This window comes from Pseudoalteromonas sp. APC 3250, from assembly GCF_030407915.1.
Classification (GTDB): Bacteria; Pseudomonadota; Gammaproteobacteria; order Enterobacterales; family Alteromonadaceae; genus Pseudoalteromonas; species Pseudoalteromonas tetraodonis.
Window position 1 is genome coordinate 26085 of the sequence record NZ_JASDCM010000004.1, and the last position, 20593, is coordinate 46677.

Sequence of the window (20593 nt, forward strand, 5' to 3'; positions counted from 1 at the left end):
CAGTTACTACTACAATTTGTTTTTTGGAGAAAGATCCGTGCAAGAATACGTTCTCTGGTATCAAGAGCTTGGTATGCAAGATGTTCCTCGAGTTGGCGGTAAAAATGCCTCACTTGGTGAAATGATTTCAAACTTAGCTAACGCAGGTGTGCAAGTCCCAGGTGGTTTTGCTACTACCTCAGACGCTTTTAACGAGTTTTTAGAACAATCAGGACTCAACGCAAAAATTCATGACATTTTAGATACACTCGATGTTGATGATGTAAACACACTCGCCAAAGTCGGCGCCGATATCCGCCAGTGGATTATCGATACCCCATTCCAACCTAGTCTAGACAAAGCAATCCGCGACGCATACAGCCAGCTACATGGCGACACAACTGCAGATGTTTCATTCGCTGTTCGTTCATCAGCAACCGCTGAAGATATGCCAGATGCCTCTTTTGCAGGCCAACAAGAAACGTTTTTAAACGTTGTTGGTATAGATTCTGTAATGACAGCCATCAAACACGTATTCGCTTCGTTATTTAACGACCGTGCAATTTCTTATCGTGTTCACCAAGGCTACGATCACCGTGGTGTTGCCTTATCAGCAGGTATTCAACGCATGGTTCGCTCAGATAAATCAGCATCAGGCGTTATGTTTAGTATTGATACTGAATCTGGTTTTGAAGATGTTGTATTTATTACATCAAGCTATGGTTTGGGTGAAATGGTTGTACAGGGTGCGGTAAACCCTGATGAATTTTATGTTCATAAACCAACGCTGCTTAAAAACAAGCCATCAGTAGTTCGTCGTAATATTGGCTCTAAAGCCATTCAAATGATTTACTCACAAGACAAAGCTCACGGCAAACAAGTAGAAATTGTTGACGTAGATCCAGCGCTTTCAAACAAATTCTCGATTACAGATGAAGAAGTGCAAAACCTTGCCAAACAAGCTGTAATCATTGAAAAACATTACGGTCGTCCAATGGACATCGAATGGGCAAAAGATGGTAACGATGGCAAACTATATATAGTTCAAGCGCGTCCAGAAACAGTTCGTTCAAACGAAGACACTAACGTAATGGAACGCTTCCAACTTAATGGCAGCAGCAATGTTGTTGTTGAAGGCCGTGCAATTGGTCATAAAATTGGTAGTGGTGTTGTGCGTGTACTTGATTCAATCAAAGAAATGGACCAAGTACAAGTAGGTGACATTTTAGTTACCGATATGACCGACCCAGATTGGGAACCTATCATGAAACGCGCAGCTGCGATTGTTACAAATCGTGGTGGCCGTACTTGTCATGCTGCGATTATTGCACGTGAGTTAGGTATTCCAGCCGTTGTTGGTTGTGGTAATGCAACAGACTTAATTAAAGCAGGTCAAGAAGTTACTGTATCATGTGCCGAAGGCGATACAGGTTTCATCTACGAAGGTATTTTAGACTTTGAAGTGTTAACTTCACGCGTAGACGAAATGCCTGAACTGCCAATGAAAGTAATGATGAACGTAGGTAACCCAGATCGCGCATTCGATTTTGCTCGTTTACCACATTCAGGTGTTGGCCTTGCGCGCGTTGAATTTATCATCAACCGTATGATTGGTGTTCATCCTAAAGCGTTATTAAATTTTGATGCACAAACTGATGCATTAAAAGCAGAAATTACTGACATGATTGCCGGTTACGAATCACCTGTTGAATTCTATATTGGCAAACTTGTTGAAGGTATTTCTACCCTAGGTTGTGCGTTTGCTCCAGAGCGTGTAATTGTGCGTATGTCTGATTTTAAATCAAACGAATACGCAAACTTAGTGGGCGGCCAGCAATACGAGCCAGAAGAAGAAAACCCAATGATTGGTTTCCGTGGTGCTGCGCGTTATATTTCTGAAGATTTCCGTGATTGTTTTGCCCTTGAGTGTGAAGCAATAAAACGCGTTAGAAATACTATGGATATGACTAACATTGAAATCATGATCCCATTCGTACGTACCCTTGAAGAAGGTAAACGCGTTATTGAATTACTTGAAGAGCATGGCCTTAAACGTGGCGAAAATGGTCTTAAAGTAATTATGATGTGTGAACTTCCGTCAAATGCATTAATGGCTGAAGAATTTTTAGAATACTTCGATGGTTTCTCTATCGGCTCTAACGATTTAACTCAGTTAACGCTTGGTCTTGACCGTGATTCAGGTTTAATTGCGCACTTATTTGATGAGCGCGACCCTGCAATCAAAAAGCTTCTTTCTATGGCTATTAAAACAGCAAAAGAAAAAGGTAAGTACGTAGGTATTTGTGGTCAAGGTCCTTCAGATCATGAAGATTTTGCTGCATGGTTAGTAGAGCAAGGCATTGATTCTGTCTCGCTTAACCCAGATACAGTACTAGAAACATGGTTATATTTAGCTGATAAACTCGCTAAATAAATTACCTTGTTAAAAAAATGCCAGCATCTGCTGGCATTTTTTATGGCTTAAAATGTGTGTTTTGCTAATTTTTTATCTAAATAGGCACATAAACGAGTAAGCGCTTTTTGACACCACGCTAAATAACCTCTCGCTTTTGGGTAATACATAGAAAAGCACAGTAAACCTGCAATAAAAAATATTAACGAAGGCCCTGGTACTACGGCAAATAGTAGTCCTAATAAAATAAACAGTGTCCCGCTGATCTGTATAAGTAGTTTTTTCATATAAACCTCATAGTAGGCGTTTAATTTGATTATAATTGCAGCAGCTCATATTACGATTAAAAGAGTGTTACAAACTGTAAAATCTTCAATTTCTATTAGCCATCACCATGATATAATTACACAAATGCATTAAAAAGCGCCGCCATGATAGCAACGATTACACAACAAGATGCCGCGACCGAATTGGTTGCAAATTACTTAAATACCATAAAAAATCAAGGGTTTACTGGAGATACAGACGCCAGTTATGCAACGAGGCTGACTGCATCAACCGATAACAGTATTTACCAGCAGCTTCCGCAAGGTGTTATTTTTCCAAAAAGCGAAAAAGACATTCAAATTGCCTTACAAACTGCATCTCATGACCCGTTTTTGTCGTTAACTTTTGGTCCTCGCGGTGGCGGCACAGGCACTAACGGACAGTCTTTAACCCCAGGTATTGTGGTTGATTTATCACGTTACATGCGTGAAATCCTCGAAATAAATGTAGAAGAAGGTTGGGTACGAGTTCAAACGGGCGTGATAAAAGATCAACTTAACGACTTTTTAAAACCGTATGGATTTTTCTTTTCACCCGATTTATCTACCAGTAACCGCGCAACCATTGGCGGCATGATCAGTACAGATGCATCTGGCCAAGGGTCATTAGTTTATGGCAAAACCAGCGACCATGTTTTAGGGTTAACTACGTATTTAGTCGATGGCACAGCAATGTCTACCAGCCCAATAGACATAGAAAAAGCAAAAATAATTGCCGATCAAGACTCATTAATTGGGCAAATATACAAAACAGTTTTAGATATTTCAATTAGTGAACGCGACGCTATATTAGCCAAATTCCCACGATTAAATCGCTTCTTAACTGGGTATGACCTAGAGCATGTACTAAGTGAAGACTTACAAACTTTTGATATGAGTCGACTAATTACAGGTTCTGAAGGCTCATTAGGTATAGTTACTGAGGCGAAATTAAACCTAACACCCATTGCTGAATTTAAAACACTCATCAATATAAAATATGACAGTTTTGATTCTGCACTTCGCCATTCACCATTTTTGGTTGATGCCCGTGCTACCTCGGTTGAAACCGTTGACAGCAAAGTTTTGAATCTTGCGCGCGAAGACATTATTTGGCATTCAGTATCGGACTTAATAACCGATGTACCAAATAAAGATATGCAAGGACTCAACATGGTTGAGTTTAATGCTGTATCACCACAAGACATAAAAGACAAAGTAGACACTTTATGTAAATTATTAGATGAATGCGTTGAAAATCAAACTAATGGGGTTATTGACTATCAGTTAACAAGCGATAAAAGCGATATACTAAAAATTTATGCAATGCGTAAAAAATCAGTGGGTTTATTAGGTAATGTAAAAGGAAGCCAAAAGCCCCTCGCGTTTGCAGAGGATACTGCCGTACCGCCTGAAAATTTAGCCGATTACATTGTCGAATTTAGAGCATTACTCGACAGCCATAATTTACAATATGGTATGTTTGGCCATGTTGATGCCGGTGTATTACATGTTAGACCTGCACTGGATATGTGCGACCCAGAACAAGAAAAATTACTACGTACAATTTCAGATGAGGTAGTAAAACTCACCGCTAAATACGGTGGATTAATGTGGGGCGAGCATGGCAAAGGATACCGAAGTGAATACGGCCCTGAATTTTTTGGTGAGCATTTATTTACTCAATTACGAAAAATAAAGTCAGCTTTTGATCCTAATAATAAAATAAACCCCGGTAAAATATGTACGCCAATTGAAAGTAAAGACTCACTAGTTAGTGTTGATGGGCAGAAACGTTCTTACTTCGATAAGCAAATTTCTATTGATGTTAAAACCAGTTTTAACAATGCAATGACCTGTAATGGTAACGGCTTGTGTTTTAATTATGATGAAAACTCGCCAATGTGCCCATCTTATAAAGTGACCGGCGATCGCCGTAATTCACCTAAAGGTCGCGCGGGTTTAATGCGTGAATGGTTACGACTTCAAGAGTCAAAAGATGTTAATTTGCTTGAAGTAGAGAAAGAGCTAAACAAAGGTGAAGTGATCACCTGGTGGGAGCGTTTTGTTCATAGCCGTGAAAAAAATAAAGGCGTTTACGATTTTTCTCACGAAGTAAAAGCATCAATGGACGAGTGTTTAGCATGTAAAGCGTGTACTACCGCTTGCCCAATAAAGGTAGATGTACCAACTTTTCGAGCTCGTTTTTTAAATTATTACCATAGTTATTATGCGCGCCCACTTAAAGATTATTTAGTGGGTAATATCGAAAATAGCGCACCGTTAATGTCAAAATTTGCTCGGATTATTAACCCAATTGTAAAAACATCATTGGTTAGTAGCATCATTAAAAAAACGGTCGGTTATGTTGATACCCCGCAGCTAAGTATTCCAGCACTCGGTAAACGTATAAACAAAGCGCAAAAATTTGATTTAAATTTACTTAAAAAATTAAGCGCCGATGAGCAAAATGAGTATGTACTCATTGTTCAAGACCCATTTACCAGCTTTTACGAAGCCGAATTGGTTGAGAGCTTTATTACACTGATCACACAGCTTGGAAAAAAACCCATGTTGTTACCATTTAAACCCAATGGTAAGCCTCAACATGTGAAAGGTTTTTTACATGAGTTTAAAGTGACAGCTAAAAATGCTGCAGAATTTCTAAATCAACTTAACGAGATCAATGCGCCATTAGTAGGTTTAGATGTATCTTTAGTGATGTGTTATCGCGATGAATATAATACAATTTTAGAAAATAACCGTGGTGATTTTCATGTGCTACTTGCCCATGAATGGCTAGAAACACAATCGTTTAAACAGTTAACGGCTAAACAAAATTTAAATACTGAATTTACGTTATTGAGCCACTGCACTGAAACAACCGCTTTACCAAAAGCGGCAAGTGTTTGGAAAACTATTTTTGATGAACTTGGTTTGACATTAAACACTACAAATACGGGTTGTTGTGGAATGGCAGGTACGTATGGCCACGAAGCACAAAACCAAGATAACTCTCGATCGCTTTACGAAATGAGTTGGAAACCTATTGTTGATAAAAATAAACCTGAGCAACTTTTATCAACGGGATTCTCATGTCGCAGCCAAGTTAAACGTTATGAAAAGTTTAAACCCAAGCATCCGATAGAGTTACTGGCAAATGTACTTAGTTAATAATTTAATTAATTAAGCTGAAAATAAAAAGGCGTAACTTATTATTAAGTACGCCTTTTTATTTTGCTTATATTTATTTAGTTTTTTTAGCAAAACTATCTGCTATAGGTTTTGTACTAATACCGTGAATAAACACACTAAATAAAATTGTTGTCATGGCAATGGTCGCAATTTGAAATTTGTTTTCTATTTGTGTATCAATAACCATTAAAGTAAAAACAATCGAAGCCAATCCTCGTGGCCCAAACCAAGCAAACGTTAAACGCTCTTTTATTTTTAATGACGTAAATTGCAATGACAACATAACAGGAATTATTCTGATCAGTGTTGTACTAAGTAGCGCATAAATTATTATTTCAGCATTTAATTTCGGGATCACTAAATAAGCACAAACAAAACCGAATAAACACCAAATCATTAAAGAGGAAAAGTCAGCTATATGCTCTGAGTCTTCAATCAGCTCTTTGTTTATTTTAGTACTCGCGTATTTATCAAATAAAAGCCCCGCTACAAATACGGCAATAAATCCACTGCCATGAAAATATTGCGTAAGTGAAAATACAATCATAGCAAAACCCAATAGTAAAAACGGGCTAGTGTTTTGAGCAAAATAATGTCGCTTCATTGCAAAGTTTAAACACGGAATAAAAACAGCAATACTTGCAAATGCAATTAATAATGCAACTCCCAACTCTCTGCCAAATACACTTAACGTTTGTGTTGCAGTAATTGCGGATTCAGGATTTTTTGCAAGCAGAATAAATATTAAAAATATAGGCACACATAAGCCATCGTTTAAGCCACTTTCAGTATTAATACCTTCTCTTATTTTTTCAGGCACTTTTGTATTACTTAATAACCCCTTACTTAACGCCGCATCGGTTGGGGTTAATATAATTGCGATAAGTGCTGCTTGAATTAATGAAAGCTCAGCAAATAAAAATAACGCAGTAGCAATCCCGAGTAATAGGGTTAAAGGTAAGGCAACAAATAAAAGTAAACTTGGGTATTGAAAACTATGCCTTAATACTCCTAATTTTGACTTTGCTGCATCGGTAAATAAAAAGATACTGAGCGTTAATTCGATAAAGGGCAGTAAAAACCGTAAGCCATTTTTAAAATTTTCACTTTCGTTCGGAGCTATCAATGCTAGCAGCATCCCCCCTATAACAAAAAACATCGGCCCAGTAATTTCTGTTTTTTCTAATTGGCGTAGTGTTATAGAATAAATTAAAAATAATGCACCAATAAAAGCAATAACTAAGTATTCCATTAAATCTTCCTTTTTATTCCAGACTTTGCCCGTTCTTTAATATTTGTTTGAATATATATTTGATCGGTTGTAGCAATTTTTGCATGGCCTAAGTCTTCAGATAAATGTTTTAAAGGGCGAGTTTGTGCGTCATGCGTTGCACCGGTATGTCTAAGCCAATGTGCAGTGGCCGCTTCTAATTGTTCCGCGTCATCTTTAAACCCATCATCAAGTAATGACTGCTGAGCAATATCGAAACTTTGTTGTACCAATCTGCGAATTTGTCTTACGGTCATTCCACCCTGACCACGAATTTTATGAACTAGCGGGTCTGACTCATCAACGCGGGGCAGAGCAGGCAAGCCTCGATACAAGCGATAACGTTTTAAATACTCAAGAAAATCATCACTTAATGTTACATCGCGTAATTTATTTCCTTTACCCATTATTCGTAAAAACCAAAAACCATCATTATCTTGCCAAAAATGAGACATAACAGGTGACCATTGTGGTCGCTCTGATAATTCTGAAATACGAAGGTAGAGTCCTTTTAAACAGGCGAGGGTAAATAAGTTTCTTTCATACTCTGGTTTTTTTTCGCATATATCTCGGGTAACGCCAAATACATATTCCCATTGAATATCACTTAATGTATCGGGGATTTGTATTTGCGATTGCACAACCAAGTAGGGACTATTTTTTTTAACAACAGGTACAAAGTTAGCAAAGGTTTTTTCTTCTAAAATAGCGAATTTATAAAATACATTGAGGGCAGTAAACATGGCCGATAATGTTTGCTGACTCGCAATAGATTCTTTTAACATGAAAGGGCGCCAATCTTGATTTAACCGACGAATTCCTTGCTCATCTTTATAACGCCATTGAACAGATGTAGATGCCCATTTTTTATCCGGTTCAACCATAAAATCGACATAGGCTTCAATATCTTCACGCTTAAGTTCAAATACAGATTTTTCAGCTATAAGCCATGACCATAAATAAAAACGTTCCAACTCATTACGAAAACGACTATAGGTTGCCTCAGATTTTCGTCCATAAACATATAAAAACTGGTATAAAAAATTAAGATCAGCCTTTGATTCAGTTACAGTCAAGCTGACTTGCTGTATAAAAGAGGCTAGTTCTGGATATTCTGATGAGAGTGTATTATCTTCAAGATGAGCTATTTGATAACGTAATTGTTTTAATGTATCGACCAGAGCAACAAGCATAATAGTAAAATATATAAGAAAATAATAGACTTATAGGTTAACCTTAAAGTCCGATACTGTCTAGTATTGGACATAATGAATTTTTGATATTTATGCTAAACGCAGATTTATTAACCATATACCTTATTAATGGAAAAATCATGAAAAAATTACTTCTGTTGAGCATGTTAGTTATTAGCGTTTTATTAACAGGTTGCGCTACTACAGGCAGTGCTTCCCCTAGAGAAAAACGTGCTTTAGTACAAAGTATGAAATCGAATACATTAACTGCTCTATACGAAAAAAAACCAGATGTTAAAACCCAAATCGCAAACTCTGCCGGTTATGCTGTATTTGATAATGCTAATGTAAACGTTATTTTAGCCAGTTTTGGTGGTGGGTACGGTGTAGTAAAAAATAACCTAACCGGAAAATCTACCTATATGAATATGGGTGAAGCTGGTTTAGGCTTAGGTTTAGGTGTTAAAGATTTCAATATTGTGATGGTTTTTCACGATCAAGCAGCGTTAAATAGATTTATTAAACATGGTTGGGCGTTCGGTGGTAATGCCGATGCTGCTGCAAAATACCAAGATAAAGGTGGTGCTTTAGTTGCCGAAGCTATTGCTGACCAAGTTACTGTTTACTCTTTAACCGAAAGTGGCCTTGCACTGCAAGCTGTTTTAAAAGGTACTAAATTTTGGGTCGATTCTGAGCTAAATTAAGACCTCAAAACCCTTTCATAAGTGGGCTAGTTTGTATGATTACGCCCACTTTAATTTAAATCCTGCAATTTACCATAACGTAATTTATGGGTTGTTGTTATTAGCCAAAAATAGCTTATAGCTTAAATTTTTCAATTAGTTTTAATTCAAGTTTTTTATAGCTATACTTTTATCAAACGCGTCAGCTAAAGCAAATTTAAATAATTTATCTAGGCTATTTTCTCCTACTCGCCCATGGGCAGATTATAGAATTTGATATCACGACAACAAAATGACTAAGCCTTGGGGTATAGTAAAACCATCTGATTTACAGTTAGTACGCCGATATAAATGTTCTGCTAAGAAATCAGAGTAAATGTACCAAAACCTCAAAAGACAGACATCTACACAAGATAAGTATTTATTTGAATTACAGAACCAATTACTAGATATTGTTGGTGATATTTCAGAAAAGACAGGAAGTTAATTTTGCTAGAATCTAAAAAATTAGTACCAAAAAAAAATCATCATTTTGTTTGGCGGCGTTATCTAGAAAATTGGCAGGTTGATAATAAATTAGCTTACTTTGCTACTAAAAAACATATTGCAGCAACTGAAACCGCACTTGGAGTAGCTAAGCAAGATTTTTTTTATAAATTGGAAAATATTGAAAATTATGAAGATCTATATATTAAGATCATTCTTAAGTTTATATCTGATTCTAATTACGAGATAAACCTTCATTACTACAATTCGTTTAAAGCAGCTTTAAAACAATCCGATAGTATTAATAACTGGAAAATTAACCTTTTAGAGGATTATCATTCTAAAATAGAGGGTAAAATGCTTAAAGTTTTGCCTCAACTAAGTAATGGTGATTTTAATATCCTTGAAAACTCAGATTACTTTAAAGATTTTATGAATTTTCTTGGTCATCAGGCAACTAGGACTAAAGATTTAAAAGATAGTAGTTTTTCTAAGTTAAATTTGTGGCCTAGATTTTCTTTAGATGAAAATTTTAGAGATGAAAAAGATATTGACATTCTATTGAGTGTATTTAGAAAACACTGGTGGTTTTTTAGTTTTGTCTTTGGGCAAAATTATGCTCTTAATCTCTTAACAAATTGCAATATCGATATTCATATCCCATTAATTAACTCTTCAAACATTTCATTTATTACTTCTGATTCACCAGTAGTAAGTCTTAAAAGTATTACTGGTAATGGTAAAGATCTCTATTTTCCAATTTCACCAAAGTTTGGGTATGTAATCTTACGTGATATAAACACTAAATTTTTTAATGAGTTATGTACAACAGAGGATGTAAAATTATTTAACTCATTAATTGTTCAACATTCACATCAAACTTATTTTGCAGATTCAGAATCTTCTATAAATGAATACAGAAAGTTATTTATGAAAACTCACTAGTGTCATTATATCTTATTCCTAACATTGTAAATAATTGATAAAAAGGGCTTTCGCCCTTTCCTTTAATATTACGTACGATAATTTATGGATTATTAACTACGACTCATAAAACTACATTACTTGATAGATTAGATCATCCAATTATTTTCACTATTGAGTTTTCTATCAAAATCATCAGCTAATTTCTCAGTTTCACTAAACACGGTATTCCAATATTTAATGCGGGTGTCGGCATCTAGATCGGTGAAGTCGTTTCTATCTGGGATTTTCCCGTAAGGTAAACCCGCGACAAATTCTTTTGATGGGGTGATCATCACAACGTTGTCGTAATTTTGTGGTGCGACTTTTCGTTTTAAATTTTTATCAAACCACCCTGCTTTTGGATCTGAATTAAAATGCGGATATAAAATTAAGCCTGGGTTATTAATTTTTAAATCAAAGTGGTAATCAATAATGCCGCCATCGCGGTAAATTCCTGGTGGGGAACCGGCAATATTTTTTATGCCTTGCATTACTAGTGGTATAGAGCCCGATGCCAATAAGGCATCTTTTAAATTAGTTTGGCTAAGGACTATGTTTTGCGTTTTAAAATTGTAGCTGTCGGTAATACTTAAATCACTATTGGGCGCGCCAAAAATAAAACGCTCATATTGCGAGCCTAATAATTTTCGATTAACGCGGTTAAGCATATAACTTTTTGATAAACCCAAAAGCTGTATTAATTTATTCTCACTGGCAATAAACCCGTTAGATTTTGCGACAATAAAATGCGCTTTAAATACCGGATTATTTATAATTTCAGTGACACCGTTATCACCAAACACATCTTCAAGTAATGCGCGGGCTTTAGTGGTAATTTCAGTTGGGGTGGGTTTATTACTAGAATATCGGGTTTGCGAATACGATTTTGCTAAACGTTCAATGGCTTTAACTGGATCGTTTTGTGCAAAACACGCAGAACGAAAAGCCCCTGCCGATGAGCCAATTAAATTAAGCGGTTGGGTGCGATGTTTAAAAAATTCGCCAAATATATATTTGTCTAAGCCAAATAAGGTAAACCATTTAGGGCCACCACTTGCCCCTAAAAACGAGGTAAAAAGCTCGGGTTTAAACCCTTGTTCGTTTATTATTTTTGCTGCAGTTTTACCTGCAAAAATGTCGATCATCTAAAAATACTACCTGTAGAGTCGCAGTTTAATGTTGTTAAAGCCAAACTTAAAAATGAATACTTATGCAATATAAAACTTTTAAACTTTAATCTTAATCCCAAATTCCGTCTTCACATTTGCCCTGCACTTTTACGTTTTTTACCTTAAATTCAGGCTCTATGCCTTTGTCTCTTTGTGCGTGGTAGTCGTTAGTAACAGACAAAATAGTTGGCGTTAACAGTATAATAGCGATTACGTTCACCACTGTCATTAACCCTAGGGCAATATCGGCTAAATCCCATACTTGTTTTAATGTGGCAGATGCACCCCACAACATCATTGATAAATAAAGCAAAGTATAAATACCGCGCCCTACTTTGTTATCAAGCTTAAATAGGTGCAGGTTACTTTCAGCGTAGGCGTAGTTAGCAACCACCGAGGTAAAAGCAAATAAAGTAATGGCAGCGGCTACAAAATACACGCCACCTTGTGCTAAATGTGAGGTCATAGCGGTTTGGGTTAAACGAATGCCTTCCATTTCGCCGCTTATGTTCACATCGGCCAATAAAATAATAACCGCGGTACAGCTACAAAGTACAATAGTGTCGAAAAACACGCCTAGCATTTGTATGTAACCTTGGGTAACCGGGTGATTAGGTATGGGGCTGGCACTTGCCGATGCATGCGGCACACTACCTGCGCCTGCTTCGTTTGAATATAAGCCCCGTTGAATACCGTTTTTAATCGCCGCCCCCATTGCGCCTGCTCCCGCTTCTTGTAAGCCAAACGCGGATAAAAATATATCTTTTAGCATACTGGGTACTTGGGTAAAGTTAATCAGTGTAATTACCACAGCAACAAGCACAAACACGATGCCCATAACAGGGACTACTCGCTCAGCAAAACGGGCAATAGCTTTAAATCCACCTAAAATAATTGAACCGGCTAACAAAGTGATCACGATGCCGGAATAGTGTGTGGGAATTTCAAAGGTATAATTAAGCGCATCGGTAATGGTGTTGGTTTGCATGGCGCTAAAGGTAAAGCCGTAACCTAAAAATAAACAGGCGGCAAACACAATAGCAAACGCACGGCTGCCTAAGCCTTGTTGAATATAATACGCAGGGCCACCTCTAAAATCGCCATTACTATCACGAATTTTATAAATTTGCCCAAGAATACTTTCTGCAAAACCGGTCGCCATACCCAGTATGGCAATCACCCACATCCAAAATATGGCGCCACTTCCACCAAGTGATATAGCAACAGCCACACCGGCTAAATTACCAGTACCAACACGCGCACAAAGCCCCGTACATAGAGCCTGAAAGGAGCTAATGTTATTTTTATCACACTTGCTACTGCCTTTTAGCAGGCTAAACATATGTGTAAATTTAACGAGTTGAATAGCTTTTAAACGCACAGAAAACCATATGCCAGCAAAAAGTAAAATGTAAATGAGTACTTGGCCTTCGCCCCATAAAAGGCTATTTACACTTTTGATCAGCGTGTCGAACATCAGGCTTCCTTTTTATTATTATTTGCCACGGTATTAATTTAGCGACGTGAGTGTTTAAGTTTAGTAGAGACTTAGCCACTTTATAATAAAGCTAATTAGATGTGAATTATTTTTCTTTATTAATGAATATAAATTCACCCAGCAAACTGACTTATATTGCAGTGTAATTGCTGATGTAAAAAGAATGTTTTAGAAAGGAATTAGTCGCGTGCTTTAATAACCGTTAGCGCATTATTTTCGGGGTAAAAAACCGAATATTTCTCACGGCTAAATGACTGCCATGAGAACACAGTAAATGCTGATTTATTATCTTGCTGATAATAAACACACAGCTACGCTATGTAGCTGTGTTTATAATCATCCTGATCTGGGTTATGGTTTTTTAAGTAGTTATGGCCTGCTGCTAAACCAAGTTTATAGTCAAATCGTAAGTCATCATTTGAGCTGCCTAATAACTTACTATACAACTTTTGATTTGCAAAAATTTGGATTATTTCTACATCTTTTGGTGGGTTAGCAATAAATGCTAACTCATCTTCGTAGGCTTGCTCATGTTGTAATAAGTAGTCTATTGTTTTTGGGCAATAGCCAGATACTTCAACAAATGATTTTAATTTACTTACCCATGCTGATTGAGCCTGAAAGGCTTCATCAACGGTGCGTATAACCACAATTTTGCGTGCGCCACGATTATAGGCTTCGCGTACAGGAAGCGGTGCGGCAAGGCCACCGTCTAAGTAAAAATCAGACTCTGACTGTATCTCGGTCTTACCTAATTCATTTGCGGCTAATGCATTTAACCACGGCGTCAATTTTACACCTTGCTTATATAAAAATGGCAGTGCACTTGACGCTTTTAATAGCTCTCGCCATTGCTGGCCTTCCCCTGTTGGGGATAAAAAATAAGGTTTGCGATCACGGGCATTAGTTGCAGTAATTAATAGCTCACGGTCGCCTAAACTGGCTTTTGCAGTTTTAAAATCAAGCGCTCTGTTTACTTCGGTGGTTTTATCAAAGTACCAATCTAGGTCAACAATATGTTTACCCATTAGGCCGCGACCTAATTGAAAAAAACGTTTATGACGCGAAAGGCCTCTGATCAGGCGTTTAGCATAGCCTTTTTGACGCGCCAAATAGCTTGTTAAGTTTTGAGAGCCTGCAGATGTGCCAATAAATAAGTCAAACGGATCATACTCTTGCTCTAACCAAGCATCGAGTACACCCGCGGTAAATATCCCTCGTTGTCCGCCACCTTCTGCTATCAGCGCTACTTTTGGCGGCACTGAGTTGTTGCATGAATGGGGTGTCGTACTATTTTGAAATTTCACGCTTTACCTTCCTATTTATTTAGCTGAATTGTGTTGCATACCCTTATAATAATCGTTCAATATTCATAATTAAAATTGATTGTTTAAATCTGTTCTATTGAAAAAATAGAACAAGCTTTTTCATTGCCACTTTTTAAAATAATACAAAATGGCCACGACTCAATTAACTTTAATCTGTTTAATAGCATAACAAGCGTAGAGTGTACGCTTGCTTAACCGTTTTTTATTTGCATTAAAATTTCAAGCGCTTTATGGCGTTTTTCATTATTAAATAAGTCGTTGGTGAATATAAGCTCATCAACCCCTAATTGATTTACAATCATTTCTAACTTGTGTTTAATACTGGCTGGCCCACCGGTAACACTTAACCCTAAAAAGCTCTCAACATGAGCGCGCTCTTGTTCGCTCCACAAACCTTCCATTGTTTCTACTGGGGGTTTTAACCACAGCTCGTCGCCTCTAATTAACGATAACACTCGCTGTTTGGATGTAGTTGATAAATACTGTGCTTCTTCATCTGTATCTGCAGCCACTAAAGGTAATGCCAACATGACATAAGGCTTAGCTAATACATTTGATGGTTTAAATTCTCGTTTATACAAGGCTATTGCATCATGCACAAAACGCGGTGCAAAGTGCCCCGCAAATACATAGGGTAATCCTTTTTGTGCAGCTAACTGCGCACTAAATAAACTTGAACCTAAAAGCCAAATGGGAACATTGGTGTTTTCACCAGGTATTGCTCGCACGCGCTTAGTTCCCTCATAAGGGCCCAATAATGTTTGTAACTCGCTCACTTCATTAGGAAAGTTTTCAGCACGACTGATATCGTTATTTAATGCACGACTTGTCACAGGATCGCTACCTGGAGCGCGCCCTAACCCTAAATCAATTCGACCTGGGTATAAACTTTCTAAGGTGCCAAATTGCTCAGCAACAACTAAAGGAGCATGATTAGGTAACATAATTCCACCCGACCCTACGCGTATTTTTTTAGTGTGACCGGCTATGTGCCCCACCAAAATTGAAGTAGCCGCACAAACAATCCCAGGCATATTATGATGCTCGGCTAACCAAAAACGATTAAAACCGAGTTCCTCAGCTTTTTGTGCATAGGCTGTACTTTTATTTAAGGTGTCACTCACAGTGGCGCCTTTAGGCATAGGCGCCAGTTCTAATAACGAAAAAGGAATAGTTGATAACAAAGTAGTACCTCCAAATTAAATAGCGATTTATAGCGCTAGCCATAAATAATGAGTCTATGCTAAGAGATGGGTGTGTATGACAGTCAATTCAAGGCGCCTTGCCTTTTAAAAGCTAAATAGCGATGTGATTGAACAAAAATTAAGTTAGCTATTTTTAGCAGCAGCGTGTTGGCGCTTTAGTTTATAAGCTTCTGAATCAAGCCCTTTTTTCCAATAGCCCGATGCAACAATTTGACTGCGCGGTATAGCTAATTCATCAGTTAATATGGTTTTTGCTTTACGGACTAATCCGGCTTCAAGTGCCATAAATACAATAGGTTGTTGCTCACTAAGTGGTAGCGATTTTAATGCGTTTATCATATCTGTATCGGGGTTATTTGTTATTAACCAAGTTACATCACGCGAGGAGTCTAAGCTAATCACATCATCTTTTGTTGGTGCATGAATAATCGCGTCAATTTTTGCGTTTATAGGCAATTGTTGCACGTAGCCTTTAATTGCATTAACCGAAGTTAAATCGCCAAGTAATAGATAATATGAATGATCATAGTTATCCAACTTTTTAGGGCCTGGCCCTGCTATACCCACTTCATCGCCTACTTTTGTTTCTTTAGCCCAATTAGTGGCTGGACCTTGGTGCATATTTATCACAAAGTCGAGGGTAAGTGCACCAGTGTGCTCATCAACATGTCTTATAGTGTATGAACGCATACACGTAGTTTTAATATTAAAGTCAACGAGGCCATTTTGTGGAATAAGCACCTTAACGTAGTTACCAATGTATTGGGCACTCAGGTCGTTAAACTCATCTGAGCCAACAATAATGCGTTGTAGATGTGGGGTTATTTGCTTTGTGCTTAATACGGTTGCTTTGCGTACTTTTTTACCCATATAAATTTACCTCATTAAAAAAGATGAATTGCACAACGCCCCATTGGTTGATAAAATCAACTATAACGATTTAATTGACTTTGTCAACTATAATGGAGTTATTATGAACTCATCAGTGGCTAATACATTATTTGCTTTAATGCAAAATTATCGCGTTACCATACGCGAAGCCATTAATGCAGGTGAGCTTGGGTTAAACGCGATGCATGTGCGTTGCCTGCATATTATTGCAGCGACACCTCAGTGCACTGCTAACGATATTGTAAATCAAACCCAACGCGACAAAGCCCAAATAGCACGGTTAGTGAAAGAACTGCTCGCGCTAAACTTAATTCATAAAAATGCCAGTGAGCATGACAAGCGTTGTTTTATTCTGTCGTTTACCGCACAAGGGTGCACGCTTTACGACAAATTATTAAACGCTGAGCAGCATGTAAATGCGCAAATGTGTAAAAACTTAAACCCACAGCAAATCAATGACTTTTTACATACTGCCCAACAAATGATCAAAAACATGGATTGATCTACCATTCATTACTTGGCATAACTGATACAAAACGCATATACTGTACACTTATACAGTATATGCATTTTAGGTTGTGTTATGTTTGTTATTCCCATTTATATAGAGGCCGGTGTTTGCGGGTTTGAATCGCCTGCAGCGCAGTATAGTGAGTTAGGGATATCACTTGACGAGCTATTAATAAAACACCCAGATGCTACATTTATTGGCGTTGCCTCAGGGTGTTCTATGCAAGAAATTGGTATTTTTGAGGGCGACTTACTGTTAGTTGACCGTGCAGAGATTCCTAAAGATGGCGATGTTATTGTGGCGAACTTAAATGGTTTATTTGTATGTAAGTTGCTAGATAAAACCAATGCGCGGCTGCTCTCGGCTTCTGCTGCTTATAAACCCGTGCAATTAACCGAATCTGATGAATTTCAGCTTGAAGGCGTGGTAACTCGCTCAATTAGATTACATCGGCAAAGCCCTGAGATACTTTCATGTATGCCTTAGTTGATGCGGTTGCTTTTTATGCCAGTGCTGAAAAGGTATTTGACCCCGCAATTCGTTCAAAACCAGTAGTGGTGCTTACCAATAACGATGGCTGCGTATGTGCGGTATGCCCTATTGCCCGTAAGCTTAATATTCCTAAATTTGGCCCCTACTTTAAAGTAAAGCAATTACTAGCAAAACATCAGGTCGTAGTGCGCTCATCTAACTACGAACTATACGCTAATTTAAGCGATAGAATGATGAACGTTATTGCTCGCTTTTGTGATACCCAGCATATTTACAGTATTGACGAATCGTTTTTGCACTTTAAAGGCTATCAGCCATTAATCACCGATTGGCACCACTACGGTCAGCTAATTAGACGTACAGTATGGCGCGAAACCAAACTCCCTGTTGGGGTTGGTTTTGGGCCAACACCAACCTTAGCCAAAGCCGCGAATCATGCTGCTAAAAAGCTAACTGGCTTTAATGGGGTTGCCGTGATTGATGATGAAGCAAGCCGACAAGCTATTTTACAGCAAATGCACTGCCAAGATGTTTGGGGGGTGGGCAAACGTATAGCTAAGAAGCTGGCGCTAATGAATATTAATACCGCATGGCAGCTGGCTGAGCAAAGTCCAAGAACAATTCGTCGTCAATTTAGCGTAGTGCTTGAGCGTACAATTAAGGAGCTCAATGGCATTACCTGTTTAAACTGGGATGATGTGCGCCAAGACAAACAAGCTATTTTTTCAACGCGTAGTTTTGGCCAGCGCCTTTGCGACCCCGATGCAGTGAGAACCGCATTAATAAATCATGCTAGTGTAGTTGCACAAAAATTAAGAGCGCAACAGTCGCTCACTCATCGTATTTATATTTTTGCTGCCAGCTCATCACATGAACACGCCTTTTATAAAAAGTCAGTTATGCATCAATTTGATCCGCCTACTAACGATACTCGCGTTATGGCCAATGCGGTATCAAAGAGTTTTGAGCAAATATATCAACCGGGAATTCGATTTTATAAATGTGGTGTGGGCGCATTAGAGCTCAGCCCGCAGCAGTTTCAACAACATCATTTATTTGATAAGCAAACCGATAACCCGCAGTTAATGAGCTGTTTAGATGCTATTAATCATAGATACGGTAAAGGAATGCTTAGCGTGGCGAGCAGCCAATTAAATGATCATTGGCATATGAACAGGGCTTTTTTATCGCCGCAATACACGACTCGTTGGCGTGATATTCCAAAAATACAGTGTTAGTCGGCAACTTTAATAAATTCACATTCTACACTCGGATTGTCCAATGTGTATTTAAGCGTATTGCTGGTTAAAAAAGTAATGCTTTGTTTAATCGTTCCTTCATGGATAGGATTATCACAGCGGCTCATGCGTAAGCTATTTTCTAGGCCATCTGTTTTATATTTTAGCGAGCTGGTAATAAAACAATAATTTGGTTTTTCAATGGTACGAGTACCATTGTGTAAGGAGTTAAACAAAATCTCTTTGCCTAAGCTAAAACCTTGCTCAGGATCTTCAGGGTTATTAAATTGTAATCGGCTATTAGTACATAACCCAGAGTTACTTGAGGTCACTTCGTAATTACCCAGCTTAGTTTGTAACAGCGGAATAAAGCGAGTTTTATTACTTGGGCCTGCTACTGCATAGCAGCTAAAAAGGCTTATGGTAAGTAAAACCAGTGTGAAAAATTTCATTATAGGCTCTATCCTCGTGTATCAAATATGATCAAGCACTGTGACTATGCTTAGCTATTTCTAACTATAACAGAGATTTACTATAAAAGATGTGAAGGATAGCGCAAGCTGTATCAAAACCTAAGCAACATAAAATGCATTACTCATAAACCCTAAGTAATGCATTAATAGTCAAAAGTGAGCGATTACTGCCAATACTTAGCAAATAATTGCGGGTAATTTTGTTTTAAAAACTTAGGTTTGTCTTTAAAGCGCTTACCTTTAGGTTGTTCAAGCCCTGAGGGGATAAAGGGTAACTCATCGTCATTACGTTCTTCATATAACAAACCTGCAATTAGGTCATACTCATCTAAATACGGGTAAGGTTGCTCGTTTAAAAAATAAAGTGGTGTGCACTGTGCAAGGCTATCGGGGTTTTCTAACGCTGCTTTAAATACCGCTTCACCCCGAGAAATTAGCCAACAACGAAATTCAGAAAAACCATATTCATCATTACAACCAGCTATTACAAACGCCGCACCAAATAAATCCCAAGTATAACTTTGGCGCATACAAATACTAAACTGTTTATCAAATTCAATAAGCTGCTCGTCGGATAAATCACTCAATGCAGCCTTAAGGGATTGGCATACAGACTCAGGCTCTGCGGTTCTGTCGTTTACAGTTACCAATCGCCAAAAATCAGTTAAGGTTAAATCGCTCATGCAATGATCTCTTTTACCCGACCTACTTGACCATCTTCTAACTGTACTTTAATACCGTGCGGATGATTAGGTGACTTAGTTAATAAACGCGACACAATACCATTGGTTAAAGTACCACTGCGTTGATCTTGTTTAAGCACAATATTAACCTCAGTGCCGGGTGTTATTTGTGAACGTGTTGGAACAGCCATATATAATCTCTTTTGCTATTTTTGGGGATTATAGCCTGCTTAATAAAATCACTCCATATTAAAGCTTTTAAAGGCCCTATAAAGCATAATTCAAGCTAATGTGAAGAATAAACAAAACCCATCGTACACATTATGGCTGCTTAGAAAATGAAATGGCATTGGCTTTAATATGTATGTTCAAGCTGGCTAACGCATTACAAATAAGCTGCTCAATGTAATAAAACTGATTTTTTTGTTTAGCCTGCTCTAGTGCAATATCATCGATAAAATAACAACTTACTTTAAACTTAGAAGGTAAATTGTTTAAGTCTGCTGAATGGGTAAGAAAGCTAAAGTCCTCCACAGTATCTTTTATTTGCTCACAAGCGAGCGTTAATTGCTGACGAATACGTTTATCTAGCTGCTTTTGGGTTTTGGTCATCGT

19 protein-coding genes are annotated in these 20593 nt (G+C 37.8%); 7 read left to right on the forward strand and 12 right to left on the reverse strand.

What is annotated here, in order from left to right:
* Positions 1–37: 37 nt before the first annotated feature.
* Positions 38–2413: a phosphoenolpyruvate synthase gene (gene ppsA / locus QL986_RS05640; protein ID WP_016898933.1), complete on the forward strand. Its 2376-nt coding sequence runs from the start codon at positions 38–40 to the stop codon at positions 2411–2413.
* A gap of 47 nt (positions 2414–2460) precedes the next feature.
* Here ppsA and QL986_RS05645 read toward each other — a convergent pair whose 3' ends face one another.
* Positions 2461–2679 carry a PGPGW domain-containing protein gene (locus tag QL986_RS05645; protein ID WP_024602473.1) on the reverse strand — a complete coding sequence of 73 codons (219 nt, stop codon included), beginning with the start codon at positions 2677–2679 and terminating at the stop codon, positions 2461–2463.
* Between the two features lie 144 nt (positions 2680–2823).
* Here QL986_RS05645 and QL986_RS05650 point away from each other — a divergent pair, with 144 nt between their 5' ends.
* On the forward strand, positions 2824–5871 hold the full coding sequence (locus tag QL986_RS05650) for an FAD-binding and (Fe-S)-binding domain-containing protein (RefSeq protein ID WP_024602474.1): 3048 nt from the start codon (positions 2824–2826) through the stop codon (positions 5869–5871).
* Between the two features lie 73 nt (positions 5872–5944).
* Here the strand turns inward: QL986_RS05650 and QL986_RS05655 are convergent, their stop codons facing one another.
* Both QL986_RS05655 and QL986_RS05660 read right to left on the reverse strand, forming a co-directional pair.
* Positions 5945–7144 (reverse strand): cation:proton antiporter, encoded by a 1200-nt coding sequence (locus tag QL986_RS05655; protein WP_290191299.1) that lies wholly within the window; start codon positions 7142–7144, stop codon positions 5945–5947.
* On the reverse strand, positions 7144–8355 hold the full coding sequence (locus QL986_RS05660; protein ID WP_290191300.1) for a tyrosine-type recombinase/integrase: 1212 nt from the start codon (positions 8353–8355) through the stop codon (positions 7144–7146). The genes QL986_RS05655 and QL986_RS05660 overlap by 1 nt, the downstream gene beginning before the upstream one ends.
* Positions 8356–8495: 140 nt before the next feature.
* On the opposite strand from QL986_RS05660, the gene QL986_RS05665 reads away from it, so the two are divergent.
* Positions 8496–9059 (forward strand): YSC84-related protein, encoded by a 564-nt coding sequence (locus QL986_RS05665; RefSeq protein WP_290191301.1) that lies wholly within the window; start codon positions 8496–8498, stop codon positions 9057–9059.
* A 468-nt stretch (positions 9060–9527) separates the two neighbouring features.
* Entirely contained in the window at positions 9528–10469 is a 942-nt protein-coding gene (locus tag QL986_RS05670; RefSeq protein WP_290191302.1) for a DUF4238 domain-containing protein, read from the forward strand.
* 128 nt (positions 10470–10597) lie between these two features.
* On the opposite strand, the gene QL986_RS05675 is transcribed toward QL986_RS05670, so the two are convergent.
* The 5 genes from QL986_RS05675 to QL986_RS05695 form a co-directional block, all read right to left on the reverse strand.
* Positions 10598–11635 carry a patatin-like phospholipase family protein gene (locus QL986_RS05675; RefSeq protein WP_290191303.1) on the reverse strand — a complete coding sequence of 346 codons (1038 nt, stop codon included), beginning with the start codon at positions 11633–11635 and terminating at the stop codon, positions 10598–10600.
* Positions 11636–11729: 94 nt separating this feature from the next.
* Positions 11730–13136 carry an alanine/glycine:cation symporter family protein gene (locus QL986_RS05680; RefSeq protein ID WP_290191304.1) on the reverse strand — a complete coding sequence of 469 codons (1407 nt, stop codon included), beginning with the start codon at positions 13134–13136 and terminating at the stop codon, positions 11730–11732.
* Between the two features lie 332 nt (positions 13137–13468).
* The gene (locus QL986_RS05685; RefSeq protein WP_290191305.1) at positions 13469–14464 is read right to left on the reverse strand and encodes a patatin family protein; all 996 of its coding nucleotides are present in this window, start codon (positions 14462–14464) and stop codon (positions 13469–13471) included.
* Positions 14465–14676: 212 nt separating this feature from the next.
* Positions 14677–15669: an LLM class flavin-dependent oxidoreductase gene (locus QL986_RS05690; protein ID WP_128583734.1), complete on the reverse strand. Its 993-nt coding sequence runs from the start codon at positions 15667–15669 to the stop codon at positions 14677–14679.
* Between the two features lie 144 nt (positions 15670–15813).
* Complete coding sequence (locus QL986_RS05695; RefSeq protein WP_128583733.1) at positions 15814–16560, reverse strand: siderophore-interacting protein; 747 nt, start codon at positions 16558–16560, stop codon at positions 15814–15816.
* Between the two features lie 103 nt (positions 16561–16663).
* Here QL986_RS05695 and QL986_RS05700 point away from each other — a divergent pair, with 103 nt between their 5' ends.
* The 3 genes from QL986_RS05700 to QL986_RS05710 all read left to right on the forward strand — a co-directional run bounded on the left by QL986_RS05700 (position 16664) and on the right by QL986_RS05710 (position 18822).
* Positions 16664–17083, forward strand: a complete 420-nt coding sequence (locus QL986_RS05700) for a MarR family winged helix-turn-helix transcriptional regulator (protein WP_128583732.1) — start codon at positions 16664–16666, stop codon at positions 17081–17083.
* 81 nt (positions 17084–17164) lie between these two features.
* Positions 17165–17578: a translesion error-prone DNA polymerase V autoproteolytic subunit gene (gene umuD, locus QL986_RS05705; protein ID WP_010388819.1), complete on the forward strand. Its 414-nt coding sequence runs from the start codon at positions 17165–17167 to the stop codon at positions 17576–17578.
* Positions 17566–18822 (forward strand): Y-family DNA polymerase, encoded by a 1257-nt coding sequence (locus QL986_RS05710; protein ID WP_128583731.1) that lies wholly within the window; start codon positions 17566–17568, stop codon positions 18820–18822. Before umuD ends, QL986_RS05710 begins: the two co-directional genes overlap by 13 nt.
* On the opposite strand, the gene QL986_RS05715 is transcribed toward QL986_RS05710, so the two are convergent.
* The 4 genes from QL986_RS05715 to QL986_RS05730 all read right to left on the reverse strand — a co-directional run bounded on the left by QL986_RS05715 (position 18819) and on the right by QL986_RS05730 (position 20590).
* Positions 18819–19274: a hypothetical protein gene (locus tag QL986_RS05715; protein ID WP_008468096.1), complete on the reverse strand. Its 456-nt coding sequence runs from the start codon at positions 19272–19274 to the stop codon at positions 18819–18821. The two genes, QL986_RS05710 and QL986_RS05715, sit on opposite strands and share 4 nt — an antisense overlap.
* A 185-nt stretch (positions 19275–19459) precedes the next feature.
* Positions 19460–19978, reverse strand: a complete 519-nt coding sequence (locus tag QL986_RS05720) for a DUF4240 domain-containing protein (protein WP_013463337.1) — start codon at positions 19976–19978, stop codon at positions 19460–19462.
* Positions 19975–20169 (reverse strand): YwbE family protein, encoded by a 195-nt coding sequence (locus tag QL986_RS05725; protein ID WP_008468098.1) that lies wholly within the window; start codon positions 20167–20169, stop codon positions 19975–19977. Before QL986_RS05725 ends, QL986_RS05720 begins: the two co-directional genes overlap by 4 nt.
* Positions 20170–20299: 130 nt before the next feature.
* Positions 20300–20590: a hypothetical protein gene (locus QL986_RS05730; protein WP_033103166.1), complete on the reverse strand. Its 291-nt coding sequence runs from the start codon at positions 20588–20590 to the stop codon at positions 20300–20302.
* Positions 20591–20593: the final 3 nt, after the last annotated feature.

Bases quoted from the DNA above. Each gene is read 5' to 3' on its own strand.
- QL986_RS05645 (WP_024602473.1), bottom strand. From the start codon at position 2,679: ATGAAAAAACTACTTATACAGATCAGCGGGACACTGTTTATTTTATTA.
- QL986_RS05650 (WP_024602474.1), top strand. From the start codon at position 2,824: ATGATAGCAACGATTACACAACAAGATGCCGCGACCGAATTGGTTGCA.
- QL986_RS05655 (WP_290191299.1), bottom strand. From the start codon at position 7,144: ATGGAATACTTAGTTATTGCTTTTATTGGTGCATTATTTTTAATTTAT.
- QL986_RS05660 (WP_290191300.1), bottom strand. From the start codon at position 8,355: ATGCTTGTTGCTCTGGTCGATACATTAAAACAATTACGTTATCAAATA.
- QL986_RS05665 (WP_290191301.1), top strand. From the start codon at position 8,496: ATGAAAAAATTACTTCTGTTGAGCATGTTAGTTATTAGCGTTTTATTA.
- QL986_RS05675 (WP_290191303.1), bottom strand. From the start codon at position 11,635: ATGATCGACATTTTTGCAGGTAAAACTGCAGCAAAAATAATAAACGAA.
- QL986_RS05680 (WP_290191304.1), bottom strand. From the start codon at position 13,136: ATGTTCGACACGCTGATCAAAAGTGTAAATAGCCTTTTATGGGGCGAA.
- QL986_RS05695 (WP_128583733.1), bottom strand. From the start codon at position 16,560: ATGGGTAAAAAAGTACGCAAAGCAACCGTATTAAGCACAAAGCAAATA.
- QL986_RS05700 (WP_128583732.1), top strand. From the start codon at position 16,664: ATGAACTCATCAGTGGCTAATACATTATTTGCTTTAATGCAAAATTAT.
- umuD (WP_010388819.1), top strand. From the start codon at position 17,165: ATGTTTGTTATTCCCATTTATATAGAGGCCGGTGTTTGCGGGTTTGAA.
- QL986_RS05710 (WP_128583731.1), top strand. From the start codon at position 17,566: ATGTATGCCTTAGTTGATGCGGTTGCTTTTTATGCCAGTGCTGAAAAG.
- QL986_RS05715 (WP_008468096.1), bottom strand. From the start codon at position 19,274: ATGAAATTTTTCACACTGGTTTTACTTACCATAAGCCTTTTTAGCTGC.
- QL986_RS05720 (WP_013463337.1), bottom strand. From the start codon at position 19,978: ATGAGCGATTTAACCTTAACTGATTTTTGGCGATTGGTAACTGTAAAC.
- QL986_RS05725 (WP_008468098.1), bottom strand. From the start codon at position 20,169: ATGGCTGTTCCAACACGTTCACAAATAACACCCGGCACTGAGGTTAAT.
- QL986_RS05730 (WP_033103166.1), bottom strand. From the start codon at position 20,590: ATGACCAAAACCCAAAAGCAGCTAGATAAACGTATTCGTCAGCAATTA.